This is a genomic window from Paenibacillus sp. 2RAB27 (assembly GCF_052115445.1).
GTDB lineage: Bacteria > Bacillota > Bacilli > Paenibacillales > NBRC-103111 > Paenibacillus_E.
Window position 1 is genome coordinate 135,482 of the sequence record NZ_JBFRGR010000010.1, and the last position, 19,107, is coordinate 154,588.

Below are 19,107 nucleotides of genomic sequence, written 5' to 3' on the forward strand. Positions count from 1 at the left end.
AGTAGATACTTGGAGGGGATTTTCAGCCTTTGTACCCACTAACTATAGCGATTGGATCGATATTGAGTTGGAGACACGCCTTCTCGTTTGCGAAAAGCTCGCGAAAAATTATTCTCATCCACAAACCCAACCTGCTCAACAATTTCCTTAATAGAAAGATGGGTCGTTTCGAGTAACTCCTTGGCTTTTTCAATGCGAATTTTTGAGACATACTGCATCAAGGGAAGACCATTTTTAATTTTGAAATAGCGTGTTACATAGGAGGGGGTAAGAGACAGCTCCTCAGCAACGGTAGAGAGGCTTAGATTAAAGTCCATATAATTCTGGGATACGTACTCTAACATAGACGCATATAAGCGATTATTATTGGCATCTTCACCTAAGCTGTCTTGAATACTGCGTGCCGCATCAAGCAGATTGGCACAAGCCTCTGCAACAGTTTTGGACTGGAATTCTGCCAACGATTCTAGTTTATATTTGATCGCTTCGCGATGGGATAGCGGAATATTATTGACGAGTTGGTTTAATGTAAAAATGATTTGTTGAAACGTTAGGCGGAATGTTGGAGCATCCTCCAACCGAGTAAAACGTTCTTCCATCTCTTGGATTAGCAGTTGCAGATCCTCTGAGTTCTTGGAGCAGACCATAGCATGGAGTGCATCTGCTGAGTCAGAAATTTGCTGCTTATCGATCGTCGTATGATCGAGTTTCTGCTGAGACCACTCAGAAGGTGTGATGATGGATTGTTTACCAGCAAAAATCCGATATTCAGCAAGCGATGTTGCCGAGTTGAAAGATTGATGCAAGTCATTCGTAGGTTGAGGTTCTCCTACCATGCAGGATAACGAGAGGGCAAAATGCCTATTCATGAACGCGATGATCTGCTCGGAAAAAGCACGACTGCGAGCCTCCCATTGATCTGCAAATTCGTTATTCCACGAAACAATGCCTACAATTCCATTATCGATAGCCAAATCAAGCGCATAATTGACGCCGTGCACACCTGATAAATTTTCCAAAACGTTGCAAATGGTATATTTCATCAACCACTGTTCACTAAGCGGCTCTTTACTTACCTTTGAATTGTAATCATCAAAAATAATGACTAGAACACTACTTGTATGCCGTGTATCAAATAGTTGATGCAGGGCGCTTCGGTTATCTTGCGTCGTATTATCTACGTTCAACTTCCCCATTAATACTGCAAGCAGCAACTGGTTCCTCGTTAAAACCTCCTGATTATGCATCATACTGGACAAATGGATGCTCTCATCTCTCATCTGCTCGATATAACGAGTAAGTTGGTCTAATTCATCGGTATTGCCTTTCGTCAACTTGTCGGATGGCAAGGTAGGGAAACGGTTAGATAGCTCTTGGATCGGTTGATAATTTTTGCGTGCAGACCTGAAGCAAAGCACAATCCCTAGAGCAAGCGATATGAGAAATATGGTTAGTGAAATCGTGAGTGCCACATCATATTCGTGAAAATAATCACTACGGCGAATGGCGTTCACCACATGAATGTTCTGTTTCGACGACGTTTCCTGCATGAAGAGATAGCCAGGGATCCGTGCTTTCGAGTTTTGCGCTGCTATTGCTAGTTCACTCCACGCTAGATCAGAAGATCCTTTTACATACAGAAAAGGCATATTGGATTGGTCAAAGGCAATCAGGCTGCTACCACTGTCAATGGTTCGTTGGAAATTACTTACCAGGGCCGGATAGTTCAGTTTGTAGATCATAATCCCACTCGAAAAGGGCGTGCTGTCAAGCGGAACTAGGAGAAGCAGAACTTGTTCCTTACCGTCAGGATTATTTTCATTGGCTAGTGAGGACAGAAGTAAGGGTGATCTTAGCTGCTCCAACTTGCTCTGTAAAATTTCTGGCGAAATTCGGCCATCGCTGACGAGTCGGCTATAGCTCTCAGGTGAGTAAATTCCCGTATCGGTGAAAATCGTGTTTTTTAGCGAGCTATAGGCTGTATTTCGGTAGAATAGACCAATGGAATCAAGATCAGCAGACAGCGCCTTTAACTTCTCGAGTTCATCGGCGATTACATACGGATATTGTAAGGACTCTTGTAATTGATAGGGAAGCAGTTTGGTATCCCGTGACAAGGTTAACGTCAATTTCTGCAGGTCTAATATGCGCGTATCCAGCAAACTGGTCGTATTGGCCATAGATCGATGGGTATTATCCATCAGCCGATTATAGGTATTGGATAGCGAAATGATATTGGTCACTAAGAATAACAGACCGGTTACGGCCAGAATCAGAAGGTGCCCTAGAAGAAATTTTCGATAGAGCTTGGACTGAATCGCTTTCCGCAATATAAACACATCCTCTGGTCGAATAGGTCTTGATTTCTTACGAGTATATAAATTTTGCGCTATGTTATCAATTCATGGCAGGCAAAAAGCTGAAAATTGACTAGGTATTGAGAAAAATGCAGGGTGCCATTTATGTGCTAAAACCATTTTTTGCTGTGAAAAGCCGATTATCAATTGTTGTCGGAGGTTTCAAACTTACGTATACTCGGAGCCATAGGAAATCGATTCAGGCGCCGAATCGATTCTGAGTGTCAACTTTTCTAGCGTTCGACGAAGGAGGCAGCTATATGACTGCGAAGACCAAGGCTGCACATGCACCCCTACCTAAGTCTAAACCGAGAAGGTTTGGGTTGCAAAACAATTGGGATTATCTCATTTTTGTTATCCCCGTTGTCCTTTATTTTCTTATTTTCTGTTACGGACCTATGTATGGTGTACAACTGGCATTCAAACGCTTCAATCCGATCCATGGAATTATGGGAAGTCCTTGGATTGGTTTGGATAACTTTGAAAGGCTTTTCAATTCATTTCAGTTTTATCGCATTGTTAAGAACACGCTGGTTATCAATCTATTTAAAACGCTGATCAGTTTTCCTATTCCAATTATCCTTGCCCTCATGTTCAATGAGATGAGAAAAGAGAGATTGAAGAAGACGCTGCAGACGATCACTTATGCACCGTACTTCATCTCGACGGTCGTCTTTGTCGGTATTATCAATTTATTTCTCGGCGGGGAAAATGGGTACTTGAATCATTTGCTGGGGATGATCGGAATTGAATCGATTCCTTTTTTAACGAGTCCTGACTACTTTCCTGGTGTCTATATCGGTTCTGACATCTGGCGGAATAGCGGTTGGAATTCCATTATTTTTATCGCGGCGTTAGCTGCCGTAGATCCCCAGCTTCATGAATCTGCGCAAATCGATGGGGCTAGTCGGTGGAAGCGGATGATTCATGTGAATCTGCCGTGTATTATGCCAGTCATTGTCATTCAATTTATTTTGCTCATGGGGAAAATGATGACTCTCAGCTACGAGCGTATTCTTCTTATGCAAAATAGCTTGAACATGGAAACCTCAGAGGTCATTTCCACTTATGCTTACAAGACAGGTCTAATCAATATGGATTATGGATTCTCTACCGCTGTGGGCCTCTTTAACAATGTCATCAACATCATTTTGCTGCTTGCGGCCAACAAGATTGCCAAACGATATAGCAGCAGCAGTCTGTTCTAAAAGGAGAGGTGAACATGGAGGTCGTTTCCCACAAAATTCGAGAGTCTAACGGAGATCGGATCTTTCTGGCTATTACTTATGTACTTATCGGGATTCTGGTGTTAATTGTGCTTTACCCGCTGATCTATGTCGTTAGTGCCTCATTCAGTGATCCCAAACTGGTGATCGCGGGCAAGATAGGATTGATCCCGAGCGGATTCAACGTGGAAGCCTATCGACGGGTATTTACGAATACGGAAATATGGATTGGCTATCGTAATACGCTGCTCTATACGACCATAGGAACGTTAGTCAATATTTCACTGACCATGATGGGCGCATATCCGCTGTCACGCAGAAATTTCCGATGGCGTCGCGGGCTTATGATATTCTTCACCATTACGATGTTTTTCAGCAGCGGTATGATCCCCATGTACCTGCTTGTTAAGAATTTGGGACTTTATAATTCGATGTGGGCATTAATATTGCCAACGGCGATCAGTGTATACAATATGATTGTAGCTCGTACGTTCTTGGAAACCAACATTGATGAGCAACTCTATGAATCGGCCTATATGGATGGCAGCGGCAATATCAGATCGTTTTTCTCCATTGTGCTGCCCCTGAGCGCGCCGATCATAGCTGTTCTTGTGTTATTTTATGCCGTGTATCATTGGAATTCCTATTTCGAGGCGATGATCTATTTGAAAGAACGTTCGCTGTATCCATTGCAGCTCTTCTTGCGGGAAATTCTAGTTATGAATCAGTCTGATAACGTGATGATGGATTCGATCGAGATGGATACAAGCAAATTTCTAGTTGCTGAAGGTGTCAAATATGCTGTTATTATCGTATCCAGCGGACCGATTCTTATGTTGTATCCCTTCCTTCAAAAGTATTTCGTTAAAGGGATGATGATTGGTGCTCTTAAAGGTTAATGTGATAAATAAATTGAGGAGATGACTAACGAATATGAAAAGAAAATTAGTCTTGCTGACAGCTGCCATGCTGATCACGTCAATTCCAGTACTAAGCGCTTGCAGCGATAAGGATAAAGGTGCAGAGCCTGTTACAACTGGTGCAGCGAATAAAGAGGCGAATATCAATAAAACAGGTATGCCAATTGCAAAGGAGCCAGTTCAATTGAAAGGGCTTGTCTCCAAATATGAGTTGGTCAAGGATTGGAACGAGCATAAAGGATTGAAAAATTATGAAGCGAAATCCAATGTCATCATTAAATGGGATACGGTACCGCAAAATGCGTTTGATGAGCGCAGAAATTTGATGTTTGCCTCCAATGATCTTCCGGACTTTGTTATGCGGGCGAATTTGTCGCCGCAATTGATTACTTCTTACGCAGCAGCAGGTCAGATTATCCCGTTGGATCCTTTGATTGAGGCGGGCTATGCGCCGAATCTGGCAGCGCTTATGAAAGAAAATGATGGGATTCGCAAATCGATTACTTCAGCTGACGGCCATATTTACTCGCTTCCGAATATTAGCGAAGCAGATGGACGTATCTCTTCCTCGTGGATCAATAAGAAGTGGCTGGACAAGCTTGGGCTTCAAATGCCGACAACAACGGACGAATTTTATAAGGTGTTGAAAGCTTTTAAGGAACAGGACCCTAACGGGAATGGCAAAGCAGATGAAGTTCCGATCTCAGGGTACAAAGAGGGCAATAAGAACTACGGTGATCAATTTATTAAATCGTTCTATGGCAGCTGGGGATTCGGAGCGAATTCCGGGATCATCGCACCTTTCATGGATGTTGATAACGGGGGCAAAGTTCGTTATATCGCAACGGACAATACCTTTAAAGACATGATTACCTTCTTTAATAAGCTCTGGCAGGAAGGTTTAATCGATAAAGAAATTTTATCGCAGGATATGAAGCAGGAGATCGCGAAGGTTGATGATGAGCGTGTCGGCTATGTAGCGAAGGGCAACAACAATTTGTGGATGGGCAAAAATCGGAATAATTACGTGCAGAACCCTCTCCTAAAAGGGATCGACGGCAAAGTGTATTGGACGGGCATCTCCCCGAAAGTTCGGGATTTAGGTTCATTCGTGATTACGAGCAAAAACCCGAACCCAGCAGCAACACTGCGCTGGGGAGATTATTTCCTGAGTGAAGAAGGGACGGCTCTGGCTCGACTTGGTATCGAAGGCGTTACGTATACGATCGGCAGTGATGGATTTTATAAGCTGAAAGACGAATTTGCCAAAAATCCGAACGGACTCACAGTGGATGAGGCGCTCTCGGAATATACGATTTTCCAAGGTGGTGGCATTCCACAGCGTGTGACGCAAAAGGTTGACCAAAGTGCTGCTGTTCTACCAGAAATGATTGCGAATAAAGATGTCATTCGTCCTAACTTGGTGCCTGACGCGAAGTTGATGATTCCTACTTTTACCGAAAAAGAGAATATCGAATTAAGCTCATATGCAACGGATATCGAAGCTTATGCAGATGAGAATATTGTTAAATTTATTACTGGCGCTAAACCGCTTAGCGAATGGGATAAATATGTAAGCACGTTAAATAAAATGCAGCTTGATAAATATCTGGCGATCTATCAAGCAGCGTATAACCGCTGGAATCAGAAGTAATCAGTGTATAGGAGGAGGGACAAACCATGAGGTTTTACGGCACAAGCGCAGCCGAAGGCATACCGAACCCATTCTGTTTCTGCTCTGTTTGCAGTCATGCACGCAAGGTAGGAGGAACAGAGATTCGCCGACGTTCGATGTTCCGAATCAATGAGGGGATATGTATTGATTTGGGCGCGGATTCTTTTCAACAAGCAATCGAATATGGCGACTTTACCAAGCTTCAGCATGTCTTAGTGAGTCATACCCATGAAGACCATTTCAATTATATGATGATGAATGTTCGAAATATGTCGATAGAACGATTGAAGGAGCCGCTGCATTTCTACTTTACAGATCAAGCCTACGAAATCGTGGAATTCTATCGTCAAAGCCGACCAATCATGAAAGGCATGACTTCTGATTTGGAAGCGCGCGGCGTAGTGGCTTTCCATAAGCTTGAGTTTAACCAACCCGTTACCATTTGCGGTATGAAAGTAACGCCGCATCGCGGGAATCACATCGGCAATATGGGGGAAAGCTGTGCGAACTATCTGATTCAGAATGAGGATGGTCAGAAGCTTTACTACGGCGTGGATACAGGCTGGTACTTGCCGGAAACGTTCAAGCTGCTTGAAAATGTTTCCCTTGATGTGTTGATTAGTGAATGCACTTTTGGGCTAACTAGTGGTAGGGGCCTCCATCCAAACGGCCATTTGGACGCCTTTAGCTGTATGGAATTATTTCGCAAACTGTTAGAGCAAGGGACTTTACATGCTAACTCTCGCATTTATCTTACCCATATTAACCACTTTACCTCTACACATGCAGATCTAGTAGGCTGGATTCAGGAACAGCAATTCCCATGTCCGATTACGGTCGCATGGGATGGCATGGTCATATGATTAAAAACGCGCACCGATAACGTATCGGTGCGCGTTTATGCTTTTATTCAGTTGCGGTTGCAGCCACAACTGGGCTTCCTACCGAATCCGTTGTGACGAGTCCCGTAAGCCTCTTTTTTGCATAGCTTCTGTATAGAATCGAGCTTCCTATCGTTATAAGCGCAACCACCGCCATCCCCCAGATGAGGTTGTCAAAAGCACGTTCGAGCGGCAGGGCTTTTTGCCAGACCAGTGCGCTTCCCGAGAGCGCAACGGCGAACGCGCCGCTGAAAAATTGCAACAATTGGAACAAGCCCATGCCCGAGCCGATGCGATCTGTGGTCAATTGCCGGGAGAGCTCATTGGATACAGCACTGGAAAGTGTCGTAAAGCTGATGCTGACCAGGATGTAGAGTGCAGCAATCCAGTAAGAGGAATAGCTTGCAGTCAGGGCAAGCCCTACGGTTGAAACTAGCATCAACCATGGTACGTAGCGGAGTAACGCCGTATTCCCATAGCGGTCAATGATGCGACCCACGCGATTGGAGACGAGCATAGCCAACAAAGCGCCAGGGAAGAGCAATAGTCCCGAAGTAAGCGGAGCTAAGCCGAAAACCCGCGCAAGCATCTGTGGCGCAAGGAACAAGAAGCCAAAGCTGATCATATAGGAAAACACGCCGATTGCGCTGAGCGCCATATAGGGTCTGTCGCCGAATAGGGCAGGCAGCACGAACGGTTGTGAGGCTCGGCGAATGCGCAGAGTGAATAGGACAATCGCGATGACGCCTGCTAGGAGTGCGATCAGACTCTTAGACGTAAGGAAGAGCAGCAACCCCGTCGTCCCAATCCCGAGGAGCAGAGCTCCGATGAAATCGAACGAGCCGCTTTCTGGTTTTTCTTTTGGCAGCAGGATGAGAAAGATAGGAATTAGCAGCAGCGTTACCGCTGTAATGACGAACAGGAAATGCCAGCCCAAATACTGAACGATGGATCCCCCTGCGACGGGACCTAGTCCCAAGCCAAGAGAAGCCGCGGAAAGGATGAGCGACATGGCTCTGCCTCTACGAGACAACGGAATGTAGCGGGTTACGAGTACGATACCAAGCGAAGGGATCGCACCTGCGCCGGATGCTTGAATCAACCGCGTAAATAGCAACAGTCCGAAGCTGTCCGTGAACAACCCTAGAATGGAGGCGCCGCCTAGCGAGAGCAGGGCAATGACGTAGAGCCTGCGAATAGGCACGAAGTCGGACAAGCGGCTGTAGGTGATCGATGCGATGGCGAAAATGATTGAATACCCCGTAACAATCCACGATGCCGTTGAAGGACTGAGCTCGAATTGTACGGAAATTTTGGGCAGTGCCAGATTGAACATCATCGTGTTCATGATAACAAGTACAATTGTAAAACAGAGCAACCAGGAGACAGGCGTTTCTCGTAAGCGGCCAGGCATCTCAGGTTGAGCGTGTGTTGTTCCTTGAGCTGAAGAGGTTGCGTTGTCTGACATGGTACACCTTCCGATCTAAACTATAATATATTTTGTGACAGTTTATCATGGCGGGTAGGGTGTGTCAATGAATTGGCTTGTATTAAATTAGTAAATTGTTGAATGTTTATACATATAATTGTATTATTATTCATAAAACACATGGAGGAATACAATGGGACACGTGATAAGAAAAGTGGAACTTGAAGATTTGGAGGCATTAACAGAGTTGATGTGTGCCTATATTGTAGGCTTTTATAAGAAGCCACAGCCGCTGATAACTTCTATTCATCGACTGATTAGAAACTTGCTTCAGGAACAAGGCGGTATACAGTTTGTTGTCGACCAAGAGGGAGAACTCGTCGGCTTTGCGACCTTGTATTTTTCTTGTAGTACGATGAAGGCAAATCCCATTACGATCATGAATGACCTCTTCCTTCTCGAGTCTTACCGGGGGACCGCTGCAGAAGAAGACTTGTTCCAGAAGTGCCAAACCTACTCCAAGGAAAACGGCTATGCCTACATGTCATGGATCACCGCGCCAGACAATCATCGTGCACAACAGTTTTTTGACAAAATGGGCGGAACTCGCGTGGATTGGGTCAACTACACGATTATTTAAAGGAAGCGGTTGTTAAATAACTCGGTTTCAGTCAACCACGCTACAATGGTAGTGCCCTAAAGTGAAAAACCTCATCATCCAACGTAATATTCGCACGAACTAGCAACTTTGATGGATTGCAAACTTGTTGTTTAGTCAAAATACCCTGATTAGCTACGAGAATGGAAGATAATCAACGAATCAGGTAATTGTAAGCGAATTATCGGGTGAAACGTGAGGTCGGAGAGTGCTTTTTACGTTTTTTCCCTCCTTTACTATGTTGGTAGAAGAGAGTAGTATTCAACACGTACATGAACAGTTGAATATTTCGCTTAATTTTCTTTTAAGAAAAGCGGGGGAACCACGAGTAACATGGGGTGAATAACGGTACGGATTCAGTACCTTTTAGGGCAGATTTCTCGCGGCCCGAACCCGGCAGCTAACCTCGTAAGCGAACGTGAGAAAGGAGAACGTGTGTTCAAAACACAAGGTCGATCCTTGTGTTTTTTTGCGTCCATTTTTCAAAAATATAGTATTGATATGGCTTTAATTGGAGGAACAACGGCGAAATGACAAGTGATTCATTGAAAAAAATTGTGTTCGGTAAGCCGCTAAAGTCGAGTGAGATTGAGTCGGAGAAAATGCCTGTCTGGAAAGCCCTCCCTATCTTGTCGTCAGATGCCTTATCATCCGTATCGTATGGGACGGAGCAAATTCTGTTAGAGCTCGCGACAGTGGGGGTTGCAGCTTTTGCCTTCTCGTTGCCGATTGCGGTTTCGATTATTGCTTTGATTCTACTGCTCGTGTTGAGCTATAGACAGGTGATCGAAGCGTACCCGATGGGCGGCGGCGCCTATATGGTGACGAAAGAAAATTTAGGCATGGTGTGGGGACGTCTTACCGGTGTCTCTCTGCTAATCGACTATACCTTAACCGTAGCCGTTTCGATATCGGCTGGTGTCCAGGCAATTACCTCGGCATTTCCATCGGCTGTACCGTACATTGTTCCGCTGACCATCTTACTGGTTTGGATTATGGTCTGGCTGAACTTGCGAGGTACTTCCGAATCAGGAACGGTATTCGCGATTCCAACGTACTTTTTTATTCTTTGTATCTTGTTGTTAGTGGGTAAAGGTATTTTCGATTTACTGACAGGATCTATGAATACGCATGCGATCGAATTCGCACCAAGCTCAGCGACGAACTCATTAACCCTATTCGTACTTCTCAAAGCGTTCTCGTCCGGTTGTTCAGCTGTAACGGGGATCGAAGCGATCTCTGATGCCGTACCGCATTTTAGAACGCCATCTGTCAATAATGCCAAACGAACACTCCTCTCTCTAGGCGGCTTGTTGGCCATCGTGTTCGGTGGTGTAACACTGATTGCCTTAGGGTATGGGGTGGCACCGGATCATAACGGTCATACATCGGTTCTTTCGATGGTGACGGAGCAGGCCTTTGGCCGAGGCGTTATGTACTACGCGACGCAAATCGCGACCATGCTCATCTTGGTGCTCGCTGCGAATACAAGCTTCAATGGCTTCCCGATCTTGGCGTCCATCATGGCCCAAGACAAAAACTTCCCGCGCATGTTCTCCTTCCGTGGGGATCGGCTTTCGTATCACTATGGCATTATTACGCTAGGCGTATTAGCCAGCCTGCTATTGATTGGCTTTAAAGGTAAAACCGATGCACTTATTCCGCTTTATGCGATTGGCGTGTTTTTATCTTTTACACTTGCTCAGACGGGGTTGGTTCGGAAATGGCTCAAAGAGCGCGTATCTGGCTGGATTGGGAAGCTGATCATCAACGGGCTGGGCGGTATCGTCTCCCTAGTAGTTCTTATCATTTTCTCCGTTACCAAATTCAGCGAGGGTGCTTGGATTGTCATTATCATTACACCGATCCTCCTCTGGCTCATTACGAAAATTAGTCACCATTACGACGACGTAGCCAAACAGTTGCGGATCGATATCACACAAGACCGTGTATGTACCAAAGAGCCGGTCATTATCGTGCCTGTGGCTGGGATTCACAAAGCGGTAGAGCAGACCCTGAACTATGCCAAATCGCTCTCGCCTAACGTCATCGCGTTCTATGTCTCCTTCTCGGATGAGGACGAAGAATCGATGCAGGAGAAGTGGCAGATCTGGGATCCAGGTGTTCGACTCGTAGTGTTCAAATCACGCTACAGAACGATTCTGAAGCCGCTGGCTGAATTCATTGATCGCATCGACACTCATATGTCGGAGAAGCAGTCGATCATGGTTATTCTCCCGCAATTCATGCCGAAGAAATGGTGGCACCGTCTGCTCCATAATCAATCTGCGGCGCGGATTCGTTCGAAGCTTCAAGCCGATAAGGATATCGTTGTTGCAACAGTGCCGTATCATTTACATCAATAGAAGTGTACAATAATAGGGAGAACTTGTAGACGAGGTGACCTTATTATGGTGAAAAAGAAAGCAAAGATTACGCCAGCTGCGGCTAGCGTGCAAGATAAACCTGCAACGCTGAAGGATCTGCTGCGTCCGGAAATACTGGAAGGGCTCAAAGCCCAGGCTGACGCGATGAAAGCGGAAGAGCAAGCGAAGAAGGATGCAGAGAGAGCCAGGGTAGAGGCTGCTCGCAAGGCGGAAGAGAAACGTCTTGAGAACGATTTCGCCTATCAGCTGGAGAAAAGTAAATTAGACTGGCGGAAACATAAATGAGGGGGCGCACGATGTGCCTCCTTTTCTTCATAAGTGCGATGGTAGCGCTTGCAGGATGTGGGGTGGAGCAACGTGCTGCAGAAGTGGAAACGGCGGTTGATTCTACATCTACATCTATAGGAACACCAACATCAACATCAACATCAACATCAACATCAACACCAACATCAACACCAACATCAACACCAACATCAACACCAACATCAACATCAACACCAACACCAACGCTTGCACCATCAGCCGCACCTCCTGTCCCAACCTTCACGTCAGTGGAACAATCATTGATCGCTCGTTATGCCTCTGTGATGCCAACGAAGTGGGGGGAGCGTGTCCCTGGTGTGAAAACACGCTTACATACGAAGGACAAAGTGATTGCCCTTACCTTTGATGCCTGCGGCGGGAAGGAAGGCAGTGGCTATGATGAGAAGTTGATCCAGTATTTGATTCAGGAGCAGATTCCAGCTACGTTATTCATCAATGCAAGATGGATTGCTGCGAATCCGTCAACCTTTCAAGATTTGGCATCGAACCCTCTGTTTGAGATCGAAAATCATGGCACTGAACACCGCCCCTTATCTGTGAACGGCAAGCTGGCTTATGGAATTGCGGGAACGAAGAGCGTCAAAGAAGTCATTCATGAAATGAATGACAATGCGGATCAGATAGAGAAGCTGACAGGGAAAAGGCCCCTATTTTTCCGATCGGGTACGGCATTTTACGATGAGGTCGTGGTATCAGTTGCGCATGATTTAGGGTTCGAGCTAGCGGGATACTCCGTACTTGGGGATGCTGGAGCGACGTATAACACGGAGCAAGTGTACAACGCTATATCGAAGGCTCCGAGCGGTTCCATCGTCCTTGCGCACATGAATCATCCCGAGAAGGATACCGCTGAGGGTGTCATCAAAGCGATTCCGCAGCTGCGTAAATTAGGCTATAACTTTGTAAAGCTTTCGGCTATGCAACTGACCTGATAATAAGAGGAAGTGGTGTAATAAATAGTTTACAGGAAAGCGTTTTCATGATACTATTTGCCTAATTTATTATCATCTCATCTATGGGGTTGTTGTCAGCATGAATAGACTAAAATTGGGAAATCCAACGAATTTGGCGTTTACTGTTCTTTTAATTTCTAGCGTTTTATTGTGCCTCTATGTTGTATTGCCAATGTCGTTGCCGAAGTCTTTCGAGCAGACCATAACACCAGAACAAGCAATGAGAGAAGAACAACATGTGCCTTCTTATGAACAGCTAGCAGAACCAGTTGCTGAACAGGAACTAGAAGTAAAGCAAGAAGCAAAACAAGAGGTAAAACAATTCGCACAACAGCTAGAACTCGAAACGCAACAATCGGGGCAGCGTCAAGTAAATGCACTAGCTTTTGACCAAGCAGATTATAGTAAACAAAAGGTTCATTATACCGACAAAGTCATCGTACTCGCCTATCATCACATTGATGAAAAAGAGAACGGGATTACAATTTCTCCAAAAAGGTTTAGAAGTCACCTGCAAAGATTGAAGAAAGAAGATTACAATGTCATCTCCATGGAACATTTTCTGCATTTTATGAAGGGTGAGGCTAAGGTTCCCCAAAATGCGGTTGTCATCACGTTTGATGATGGCTATGAATCCTTTTACACCCACGCATATCCTGAACTACTAAACTTTGGTTTCCATGCTACTAAATTTATCGTTGTTGATTCTATAGATCATCCTAAGGCACCACGTCTAACATGGGATCAGATGAGAGAAATGAAGCAGAACGGGATGAGTTTTTACTCTCATACGTACGATCATCATGACAAAGTCAAGGCGGGTTCTGGGAATACACTGATGCCAATGCTTACAAATCCCATTTATTTGGAAAATGAAAAAAGAATTGAAACGGAAGATGAGTATCGAAAGAGAATAAAACAGGATCTGTTAAAAGCTGAAAACCGTATCGAGGAAGAGTTAGGACCGCAGTATCGTCTACTTGCCTTTCCTTTTGGTGCCTATAATGAAACGGTCATTGGGGTAGGAAAGGAATTAGGCATTGAACTTTTCTTTACGACCAAAGAGGGGATCAATACTAAAGGAAGTAATGAGATTTATAGAATCCACGCAGGGACGGCGTACATGTCAGAAGATGATTTGATGTGGCGAATGAAGTTATATCATAAAAAGTAAAACAATAGCTGGGAGCCGCATTGAAGCGGCTTCTTTTTTGTTCCCAACAGAGTCCTATCTTTTTTTCATCTCAAAAAACTCACAAGCCGCCCGATCATAATAGGTCAAATCGCTGACGCGCGTTTGCACAACGACTGTCGTATCACTGAAGCGTAGAACAACCGCATTGGAATCGACAATATGGTCATCTTTAAAAATCCGAACAACACCCTGTCGGTCAATGACCTCCTGGAAATCTGAATCCGTATGTAATCGTTGATTCCTTGCCATGAATGTTTGATCCCCTTACCTCATTAAAATAGTTCCTTCTATTGTACCACAAGGTGGCAAAATGCCCGAATTTAGACGAACGCCTACGCCTAGCCGAGCATAGAATGTAGCACCAATTGCTGCTTGGGCTGAGAGGGTGTGTGGTGCAGGATGGATATTCAACTTTTACCGATTCATTGGGTCTATTTAGTGTTCATTGGTTTCATTCTTACGCTTCTTATTAAACGTAGAGACACGACGATGATTTGTGTGGTGGGTATTTTTACATTAGGGTTGTTAGCAACGGAAACGTTGAGCGGCTCTGTATCGGGTGTGTTTAATAGCTTTATTTATGCAACCAAAGAGTTAATGGGGACGATTATGATTATCTCCATTATCGTGGCCATGAGCCGCGTCTTAATTCGCACGGGTATTAATGAAACGATGGTGGCGCCGCTGACCAAATTTCTGAGAACGCCAGCATTAGCCTTCTGGGGTATCGGCATCATTATGATGGTGACATCCTGGTTTTTTTGGCCTTCACCTGGGGTAGCTCTGATTGGTGCTGTGCTGTTGCCCGTCGCTGTTCGCGTTGGCTTGCCGGCACTCGGTGCTGCGATGGCAATGAATCTCTTCGGACACGGGATTGCACTATCGGGGGATTACATTATTCAAGGGGCGCCTAAATTGACAGCGGATGCAGCCGGTTTGCCAGTTGCTTCTGTCATGGAAGCGAGCATTCCGCTCGTCATTGTGATGGGACTTGTTACGACGATCACAGCTTTTTGGCTGATGCGGCGCGATATGAAGAACGGTAAATGGCTCAGCGGGCTCATCGATAGCCGATTAGAGGAAAGCGGCGGGCTTGTTCCTGTTGACGAAGAGAGCAAATTGCTGATCGGAGAGCGCTTAAAGCGGACGCTAGCTATCGCAATCCCTGTGCTGTTCGCTCTAGATGTTATTGCCATGTTTGTCTTGAATTTGCAAGGTGGTGATGCAACCGCTCTCGTGGGTGGTACAGCGGTGTTTATCTTAATCGCAGTCACTTTAATCGCTCACCGCAATGCGGGTGTGGAGAAAATCACTTCCTATTTAATAGAAGGCTTTGTTTTCGGCTTCAAAGTCTTCGGACCTGTCATTCCGATTGCAGCCTTTTTCTATCTGGGTGACTCCGCGATTACGGATCTTTTCGGCAAAATACTGCCAGAAGGTTCACACGGAATCGTGAACGATCTTGGCGTGGCACTCGCAGGTGTCGTGCCGCTCAATGGAGCCATTGGTGCCGTGACGCTAACCGTCGTCGGCGCCATTACCGGCCTCGATGGCTCCGGCTTCTCGGGTATTTCCTTGGCGGGCTCCATCGCGCAGCTGTTCGCGACCGCCATTGGCTCTGGTGCAGCGGTGCTGACCGCGCTCGGGCAAGTGGCCGCCATCTGGGTCGGCGGCGGGACCTTGATCCCGTGGGCGCTCATCCCAGCCGCGGCGATCTGCGGCGTAAGTCCGTTCGAGCTCGCGAGACGGAATCTGAAGCCCGTGCTCATCGGCTTAGCGGTGACAACGATCGTGGCGATGTTTTTGGTTTAAGTAGCGTGCGAATTGTGAAGAGCACGACAGGGAAAGGCCCCTAAGCCATGTATGTGGCGGGGCCTCTTTTTGTCATTTTTATCATCTAATCTCGATTCTGACTCCAGAACGAGTCCCAGAACCAGCCGCAACCCCGACCCCAATCTACTCCAACCCCAATCCAACCGCTATCCCACCCCGTTCCACACAGCCTCTAAATCACCAAACTCGCGCCATGAACACAGCTGTGAAACTAGAGAAATGCAATAATACAACCTTTTATCTCGAGTTAGCCACTCTATCTGAAATAAGTGCAAATAGGCATCAATTTCTGCTGTCAATCGACAATTGGGTACCTTTTCGGTCCAAAAGGTTGCCTTTTTGCATCAATTCGCCCATGTTCAACCGTTTCCTCCGGGAAAAGATGCCCTTTTGCATCTTTGAACATCCAAGCTCGCACTTAGTGAATGCAGAATGGTACTATTTCCGCCAAAAAGTTGAACAATCTGCCTTATCTGCCACATTAAACGCGATCATTTTCTCAAGTAAGGAATAATCAACTGGACTATTCCACTTGATACGCACCAATTCCTTCGTGTGATCGTAGCCAGCTTGTACAATATCATCCGTGAACTGAATAATCCCCGCCTTTTCAGGCGCAATAGCCAAATGAGGTTTGGCTACGCTAAACCCAATAATAAATGTGCCGTGGTCGGTGAACATTGGTTGATTCCACGCGATTTTTGACTCCAAATTCGGGAACTTCTTGGCTACCCAAGTTAAAACTTCCTCCGTTCGATCCCGATGTTGCGGATTATCGATACGCCCTAAAAACTCTGCGAAAACTTCCATGGTATTCCTCCCTAAATTGACATGCATAATCCTATTAGTAAGCCCAAAATTGCATAAATAATCATAGATTTTCCACGATAAGAACAATTTTAGATTAGTGCTTGAACCTTACGTTACGTAATGATTTATACTACAGTTAGCGAAAATATTTCAAACCTATTCATTTTTGGAGGGATTAGACATGAGTCAAATTAATGAAATAAACAAAACCGCAGCACAAGTCGGTGACCGTGAGATTGTGATCAACCGTGTAATGGATGCTTCACGCGAGCTTATGTTTGAAGCTTGGACGAAAGAAGAGCACCTGTCGAAATGATGTAATTAGGATACCACAAAACGGAATTACAAGCCCCAATTCGTGGTAGTTGAAAAGGATAAATTAACCAGTTGTAACCATTTTTGACTTAAACATATGAAACCACTTGGGCCTCATATCGTATCATGAGTATATGAATGACAAGGAGGAAATTTACACATGTCCATATACAAGCGCATGCTCGCGAGCGTCGGGATCGGCGCGGCCCAAGTAGATCTCATGCTCCATCAAGATACGGTGAATGCCGGGGAAATGATCAGTGGCGTCGTTAGGATTCAAGGTGGGCGCGTTGATCAGCAAATCACTGATGTGTACGCCTTCGTTATGACGCGTTACCTGAAGGAGCAGAACGATACGAAGATCCAAATAGAAGCTCCTGTGGCTAAGTTCCAGCTTACAGGGGGATTTACCGCCCAGGCAGAGCAGGTCTATGAGTTACCTGTCTCGTTCCAGCTCCCTAACAATACGCCAGCAACTTTGGGAAGAACCCCTGTGTGGATACAAACGGGACTTGATATTAAAGAAGCGATTGATCCGAAGGATCAAGATCAGCTTCAAGTAAGACCACATCCACATTCCGAGGTTGTACTCGAGGCTGTCAATGAACTCGGGTTCCGACTCCGTGAGGTGTCATGCGAATATGCGCCATCTATTGGTAGAGAGAATGGAGTACCTTTCGTTCAAGAATTCGAATTTGTCCCCACCATGCAATTCCGAGGCCAACTGGATGAATTGGAAATCATCTTCTTCCCGGACGAGGACGGCGTCGACTTGCTGTTGCAGATCGATCGCAAAGCGCGCGGGTTAGCCGGCCTATTTGCCGAAGCAACGGGTACGGATGAAAGGTTTGTAAGGGTACGATTCGACCGCAATCACCTAGATTCCGGAACTAGCTACGTTGCAGATGAATTAGCCGAATTAATCCGCAGGTTCTTATAAGATTTCATAAGCATCATAATAGTGATAAACGATAAGGAGCCTTTCCCGTTGAGGGGAGGTTTTCTCAATTTCGTGAATTCAGATCATGCAATATAGGGTTGCCTATTGTCCATCTTTCGCAGTATCCTTGCATATAGATGAGTAGACGATGAAGACCAAGGGAGCTGAGACAGATGGAAGTCAAATTTTGCAGTAGCTGCGGAGCTGCCATGGAAACGCGTGATGTGGATGGAACGGAGAGACGGGCCTGCACAGCGCCAGAATGTAGTTTTGTTCATTGGGGCAACTATAGCATCGGTGTCGGAGCACTTGTGATGAAGGATGAGAAAATATTACTTGTGCGCAGAGCACAAGAGCCAGGGAAAGGCCGTTGGACGAACCCTGGTGGCTATATTGAGCAGCATGAATTGATTCAAGATACGATTGTGCGAGAAGTTATGGAAGAATCAGGCGTCGAAGCATCCGTCTCACGACTGGTTGCTGTGCGCGATCTGCCGAGAAGCATACATAACGTGTACATTGCCTTCGAAATGTCCTACATTAGCGGAACCCCTCAGCCGGATGGCGTCGAGGTAGATGCGGCAGGCTTTTATAGCCTCGAAGAAATGGCTTCTATGCCAGTGGCAGATTTCACGAAGTGGCTCATTGATGTCGCCTTGCACTCCAAAGGGGACGGTCTTATTGAGGATAAAGAACCTGCCATTCCGATGGCTGGATACGGCTTGTATCGTGTGCCTAAGGTTAACAACGTATGATCGAACTTCGCGGACATCACTTGCTCTGTTTGTTAGGCTACCGAGGTATGGGGTATTCCCCAGCATTTTGTGAAAATATGACGACGGTCTATGAGCAGCTGCGCACAGAGCCTGAGACGATGATTCGCGTTGTGCTTGGACCTGATGATCTGTGCGCTGCGTTTCCGCAGGATCAAGTTGCCCATTGCGAGAATCGGACGGTGTACCAGCGAGATGCGGAGATTGTTGCTAAGCTTGGCTTGGAGGTGGGGATGGAGCGTACTTGGTCCGTCATTTGCGGTCAAGTTGCTCTTGAAGTAAAGCCAGCAGACATCAGCAATCTCTGTGCGACATGCCGTTGGGAGTCTTACGGCGTTTGTGCAGATGGCGTACGTATTATAGGGGAAGGCGGCGCATTGCCGCCTGTACCGAAGAAATAAAAGGACTTGCGCGTAAGCGCAAGTCCT

Annotated in this window: 18 protein-coding genes and 1 riboswitch; of the genes, 14 read left to right on the forward strand and 4 right to left on the reverse strand. The window is 45.9% G+C overall.

All coding sequences use genetic code 11. From position 1 onward, the window contains the following. Nucleotides 1-38 precede the first annotated feature (38 nt). Entirely contained in the window at nt 39-2,330 is a 2,292-nt protein-coding gene (locus tag AB4114_RS16360; protein WP_441989402.1) for a helix-turn-helix transcriptional regulator, read from the reverse strand. Between the two features lie 287 nt (nt 2,331-2,617). Here AB4114_RS16360 and AB4114_RS16365 point away from each other — a divergent pair, with 287 nt between their 5' ends. The 4 genes from AB4114_RS16365 to AB4114_RS16380 are packed head-to-tail and all read left to right on the forward strand — an operon-like array spanning nt 2,618 to nt 7,041. Then, complete coding sequence (locus AB4114_RS16365) at nt 2,618-3,565, forward strand: ABC transporter permease (RefSeq protein ID WP_441989403.1); 948 nt, start codon at nt 2,618-2,620, stop codon at nt 3,563-3,565. A gap of 14 nt (nt 3,566-3,579) precedes the next feature. Beyond that, complete coding sequence (locus tag AB4114_RS16370) at nt 3,580-4,482, forward strand: carbohydrate ABC transporter permease (RefSeq protein WP_441989404.1); 903 nt, start codon at nt 3,580-3,582, stop codon at nt 4,480-4,482. A 34-nt stretch (nt 4,483-4,516) separates the two neighbouring features. After that, nucleotides 4,517-6,157, forward strand: coding sequence for a hypothetical protein (locus tag AB4114_RS16375; protein WP_441989405.1), 1,641 nt, complete (start codon nt 4,517-4,519; stop codon nt 6,155-6,157). Between the two features lie 26 nt (nt 6,158-6,183). Then, complete coding sequence (locus tag AB4114_RS16380; protein ID WP_441989406.1) at nt 6,184-7,041, forward strand: MBL fold metallo-hydrolase; 858 nt, start codon at nt 6,184-6,186, stop codon at nt 7,039-7,041. A gap of 43 nt (nt 7,042-7,084) precedes the next feature. Here AB4114_RS16380 and AB4114_RS16385 read toward each other — a convergent pair whose 3' ends face one another. Continuing rightward, complete coding sequence (locus AB4114_RS16385) at nt 7,085-8,527, reverse strand: MFS transporter (protein ID WP_441989407.1); 1,443 nt, start codon at nt 8,525-8,527, stop codon at nt 7,085-7,087. Between the two features lie 154 nt (nt 8,528-8,681). On the opposite strand from AB4114_RS16385, the gene AB4114_RS16390 reads away from it, so the two are divergent. The 5 genes from AB4114_RS16390 (at nt 8,682) to AB4114_RS16410 (ending at nt 13,987) form a co-directional block, all read left to right on the forward strand. Continuing rightward, the gene (locus AB4114_RS16390) at nt 8,682-9,128 is read left to right on the forward strand and encodes a GNAT family N-acetyltransferase (protein ID WP_441989408.1); all 447 of its coding nucleotides are present in this window, start codon (nt 8,682-8,684) and stop codon (nt 9,126-9,128) included. 298 nt (nt 9,129-9,426) lie between these two features. Continuing rightward, a riboswitch (cyclic di-AMP (ydaO/yuaA leader) is annotated at nt 9,427-9,576 on the forward strand. Nucleotides 9,577-9,676: 100 nt separating this feature from the next. Further along, complete coding sequence (locus AB4114_RS16395; protein WP_441989409.1) at nt 9,677-11,512, forward strand: APC family permease; 1,836 nt, start codon at nt 9,677-9,679, stop codon at nt 11,510-11,512. Nucleotides 11,513-11,557: 45 nt separating this feature from the next. Further along, nucleotides 11,558-11,818 (forward strand): YqkE family protein, encoded by a 261-nt coding sequence (locus tag AB4114_RS16400; RefSeq protein WP_056612190.1) that lies wholly within the window; start codon nt 11,558-11,560, stop codon nt 11,816-11,818. Between the two features lie 11 nt (nt 11,819-11,829). Beyond that, complete coding sequence (locus AB4114_RS16405) at nt 11,830-12,792, forward strand: polysaccharide deacetylase family protein (RefSeq protein WP_441989410.1); 963 nt, start codon at nt 11,830-11,832, stop codon at nt 12,790-12,792. A gap of 100 nt (nt 12,793-12,892) precedes the next feature. Then, on the forward strand, nt 12,893-13,987 hold the full coding sequence (locus AB4114_RS16410; protein ID WP_441989411.1) for a polysaccharide deacetylase family protein: 1,095 nt from the start codon (nt 12,893-12,895) through the stop codon (nt 13,985-13,987). Between the two features lie 54 nt (nt 13,988-14,041). Here the strand turns inward: AB4114_RS16410 and AB4114_RS16415 are convergent, their stop codons facing one another. Next, complete coding sequence (locus AB4114_RS16415; RefSeq protein ID WP_056612196.1) at nt 14,042-14,257, reverse strand: hypothetical protein; 216 nt, start codon at nt 14,255-14,257, stop codon at nt 14,042-14,044. A 150-nt stretch (nt 14,258-14,407) separates the two neighbouring features. On the opposite strand from AB4114_RS16415, the gene AB4114_RS16420 reads away from it, so the two are divergent. Beyond that, nucleotides 14,408-15,820, forward strand: a complete 1,413-nt coding sequence (locus AB4114_RS16420) for a hypothetical protein (RefSeq protein ID WP_441989412.1) — start codon at nt 14,408-14,410, stop codon at nt 15,818-15,820. A 459-nt stretch (nt 15,821-16,279) separates the two neighbouring features. On the opposite strand, the gene AB4114_RS16425 is transcribed toward AB4114_RS16420, so the two are convergent. Beyond that, entirely contained in the window at nt 16,280-16,651 is a 372-nt protein-coding gene (locus AB4114_RS16425) for an iron chaperone (protein ID WP_441989413.1), read from the reverse strand. Between the two features lie 181 nt (nt 16,652-16,832). Here AB4114_RS16425 and AB4114_RS16430 point away from each other — a divergent pair, with 181 nt between their 5' ends. The 4 genes from AB4114_RS16430 to AB4114_RS16445 all read left to right on the forward strand — a co-directional run bounded on the left by AB4114_RS16430 (nt 16,833) and on the right by AB4114_RS16445 (nt 19,080). Further along, on the forward strand, nt 16,833-16,967 hold the full coding sequence (locus AB4114_RS16430; RefSeq protein ID WP_441989414.1) for a hypothetical protein: 135 nt from the start codon (nt 16,833-16,835) through the stop codon (nt 16,965-16,967). Between the two features lie 159 nt (nt 16,968-17,126). After that, nucleotides 17,127-17,906 (forward strand): sporulation protein, encoded by a 780-nt coding sequence (locus AB4114_RS16435; protein ID WP_441989415.1) that lies wholly within the window; start codon nt 17,127-17,129, stop codon nt 17,904-17,906. Nucleotides 17,907-18,079: 173 nt separating this feature from the next. Beyond that, complete coding sequence (locus AB4114_RS16440; protein ID WP_056612210.1) at nt 18,080-18,661, forward strand: NUDIX hydrolase; 582 nt, start codon at nt 18,080-18,082, stop codon at nt 18,659-18,661. After that, nucleotides 18,658-19,080, forward strand: coding sequence for a DUF1284 domain-containing protein (locus tag AB4114_RS16445; protein ID WP_441989416.1), 423 nt, complete (start codon nt 18,658-18,660; stop codon nt 19,078-19,080). The genes AB4114_RS16440 and AB4114_RS16445 overlap by 4 nt, the downstream gene beginning before the upstream one ends. The last annotated feature ends 27 nt before the right edge of the window (nt 19,081-19,107 follow it).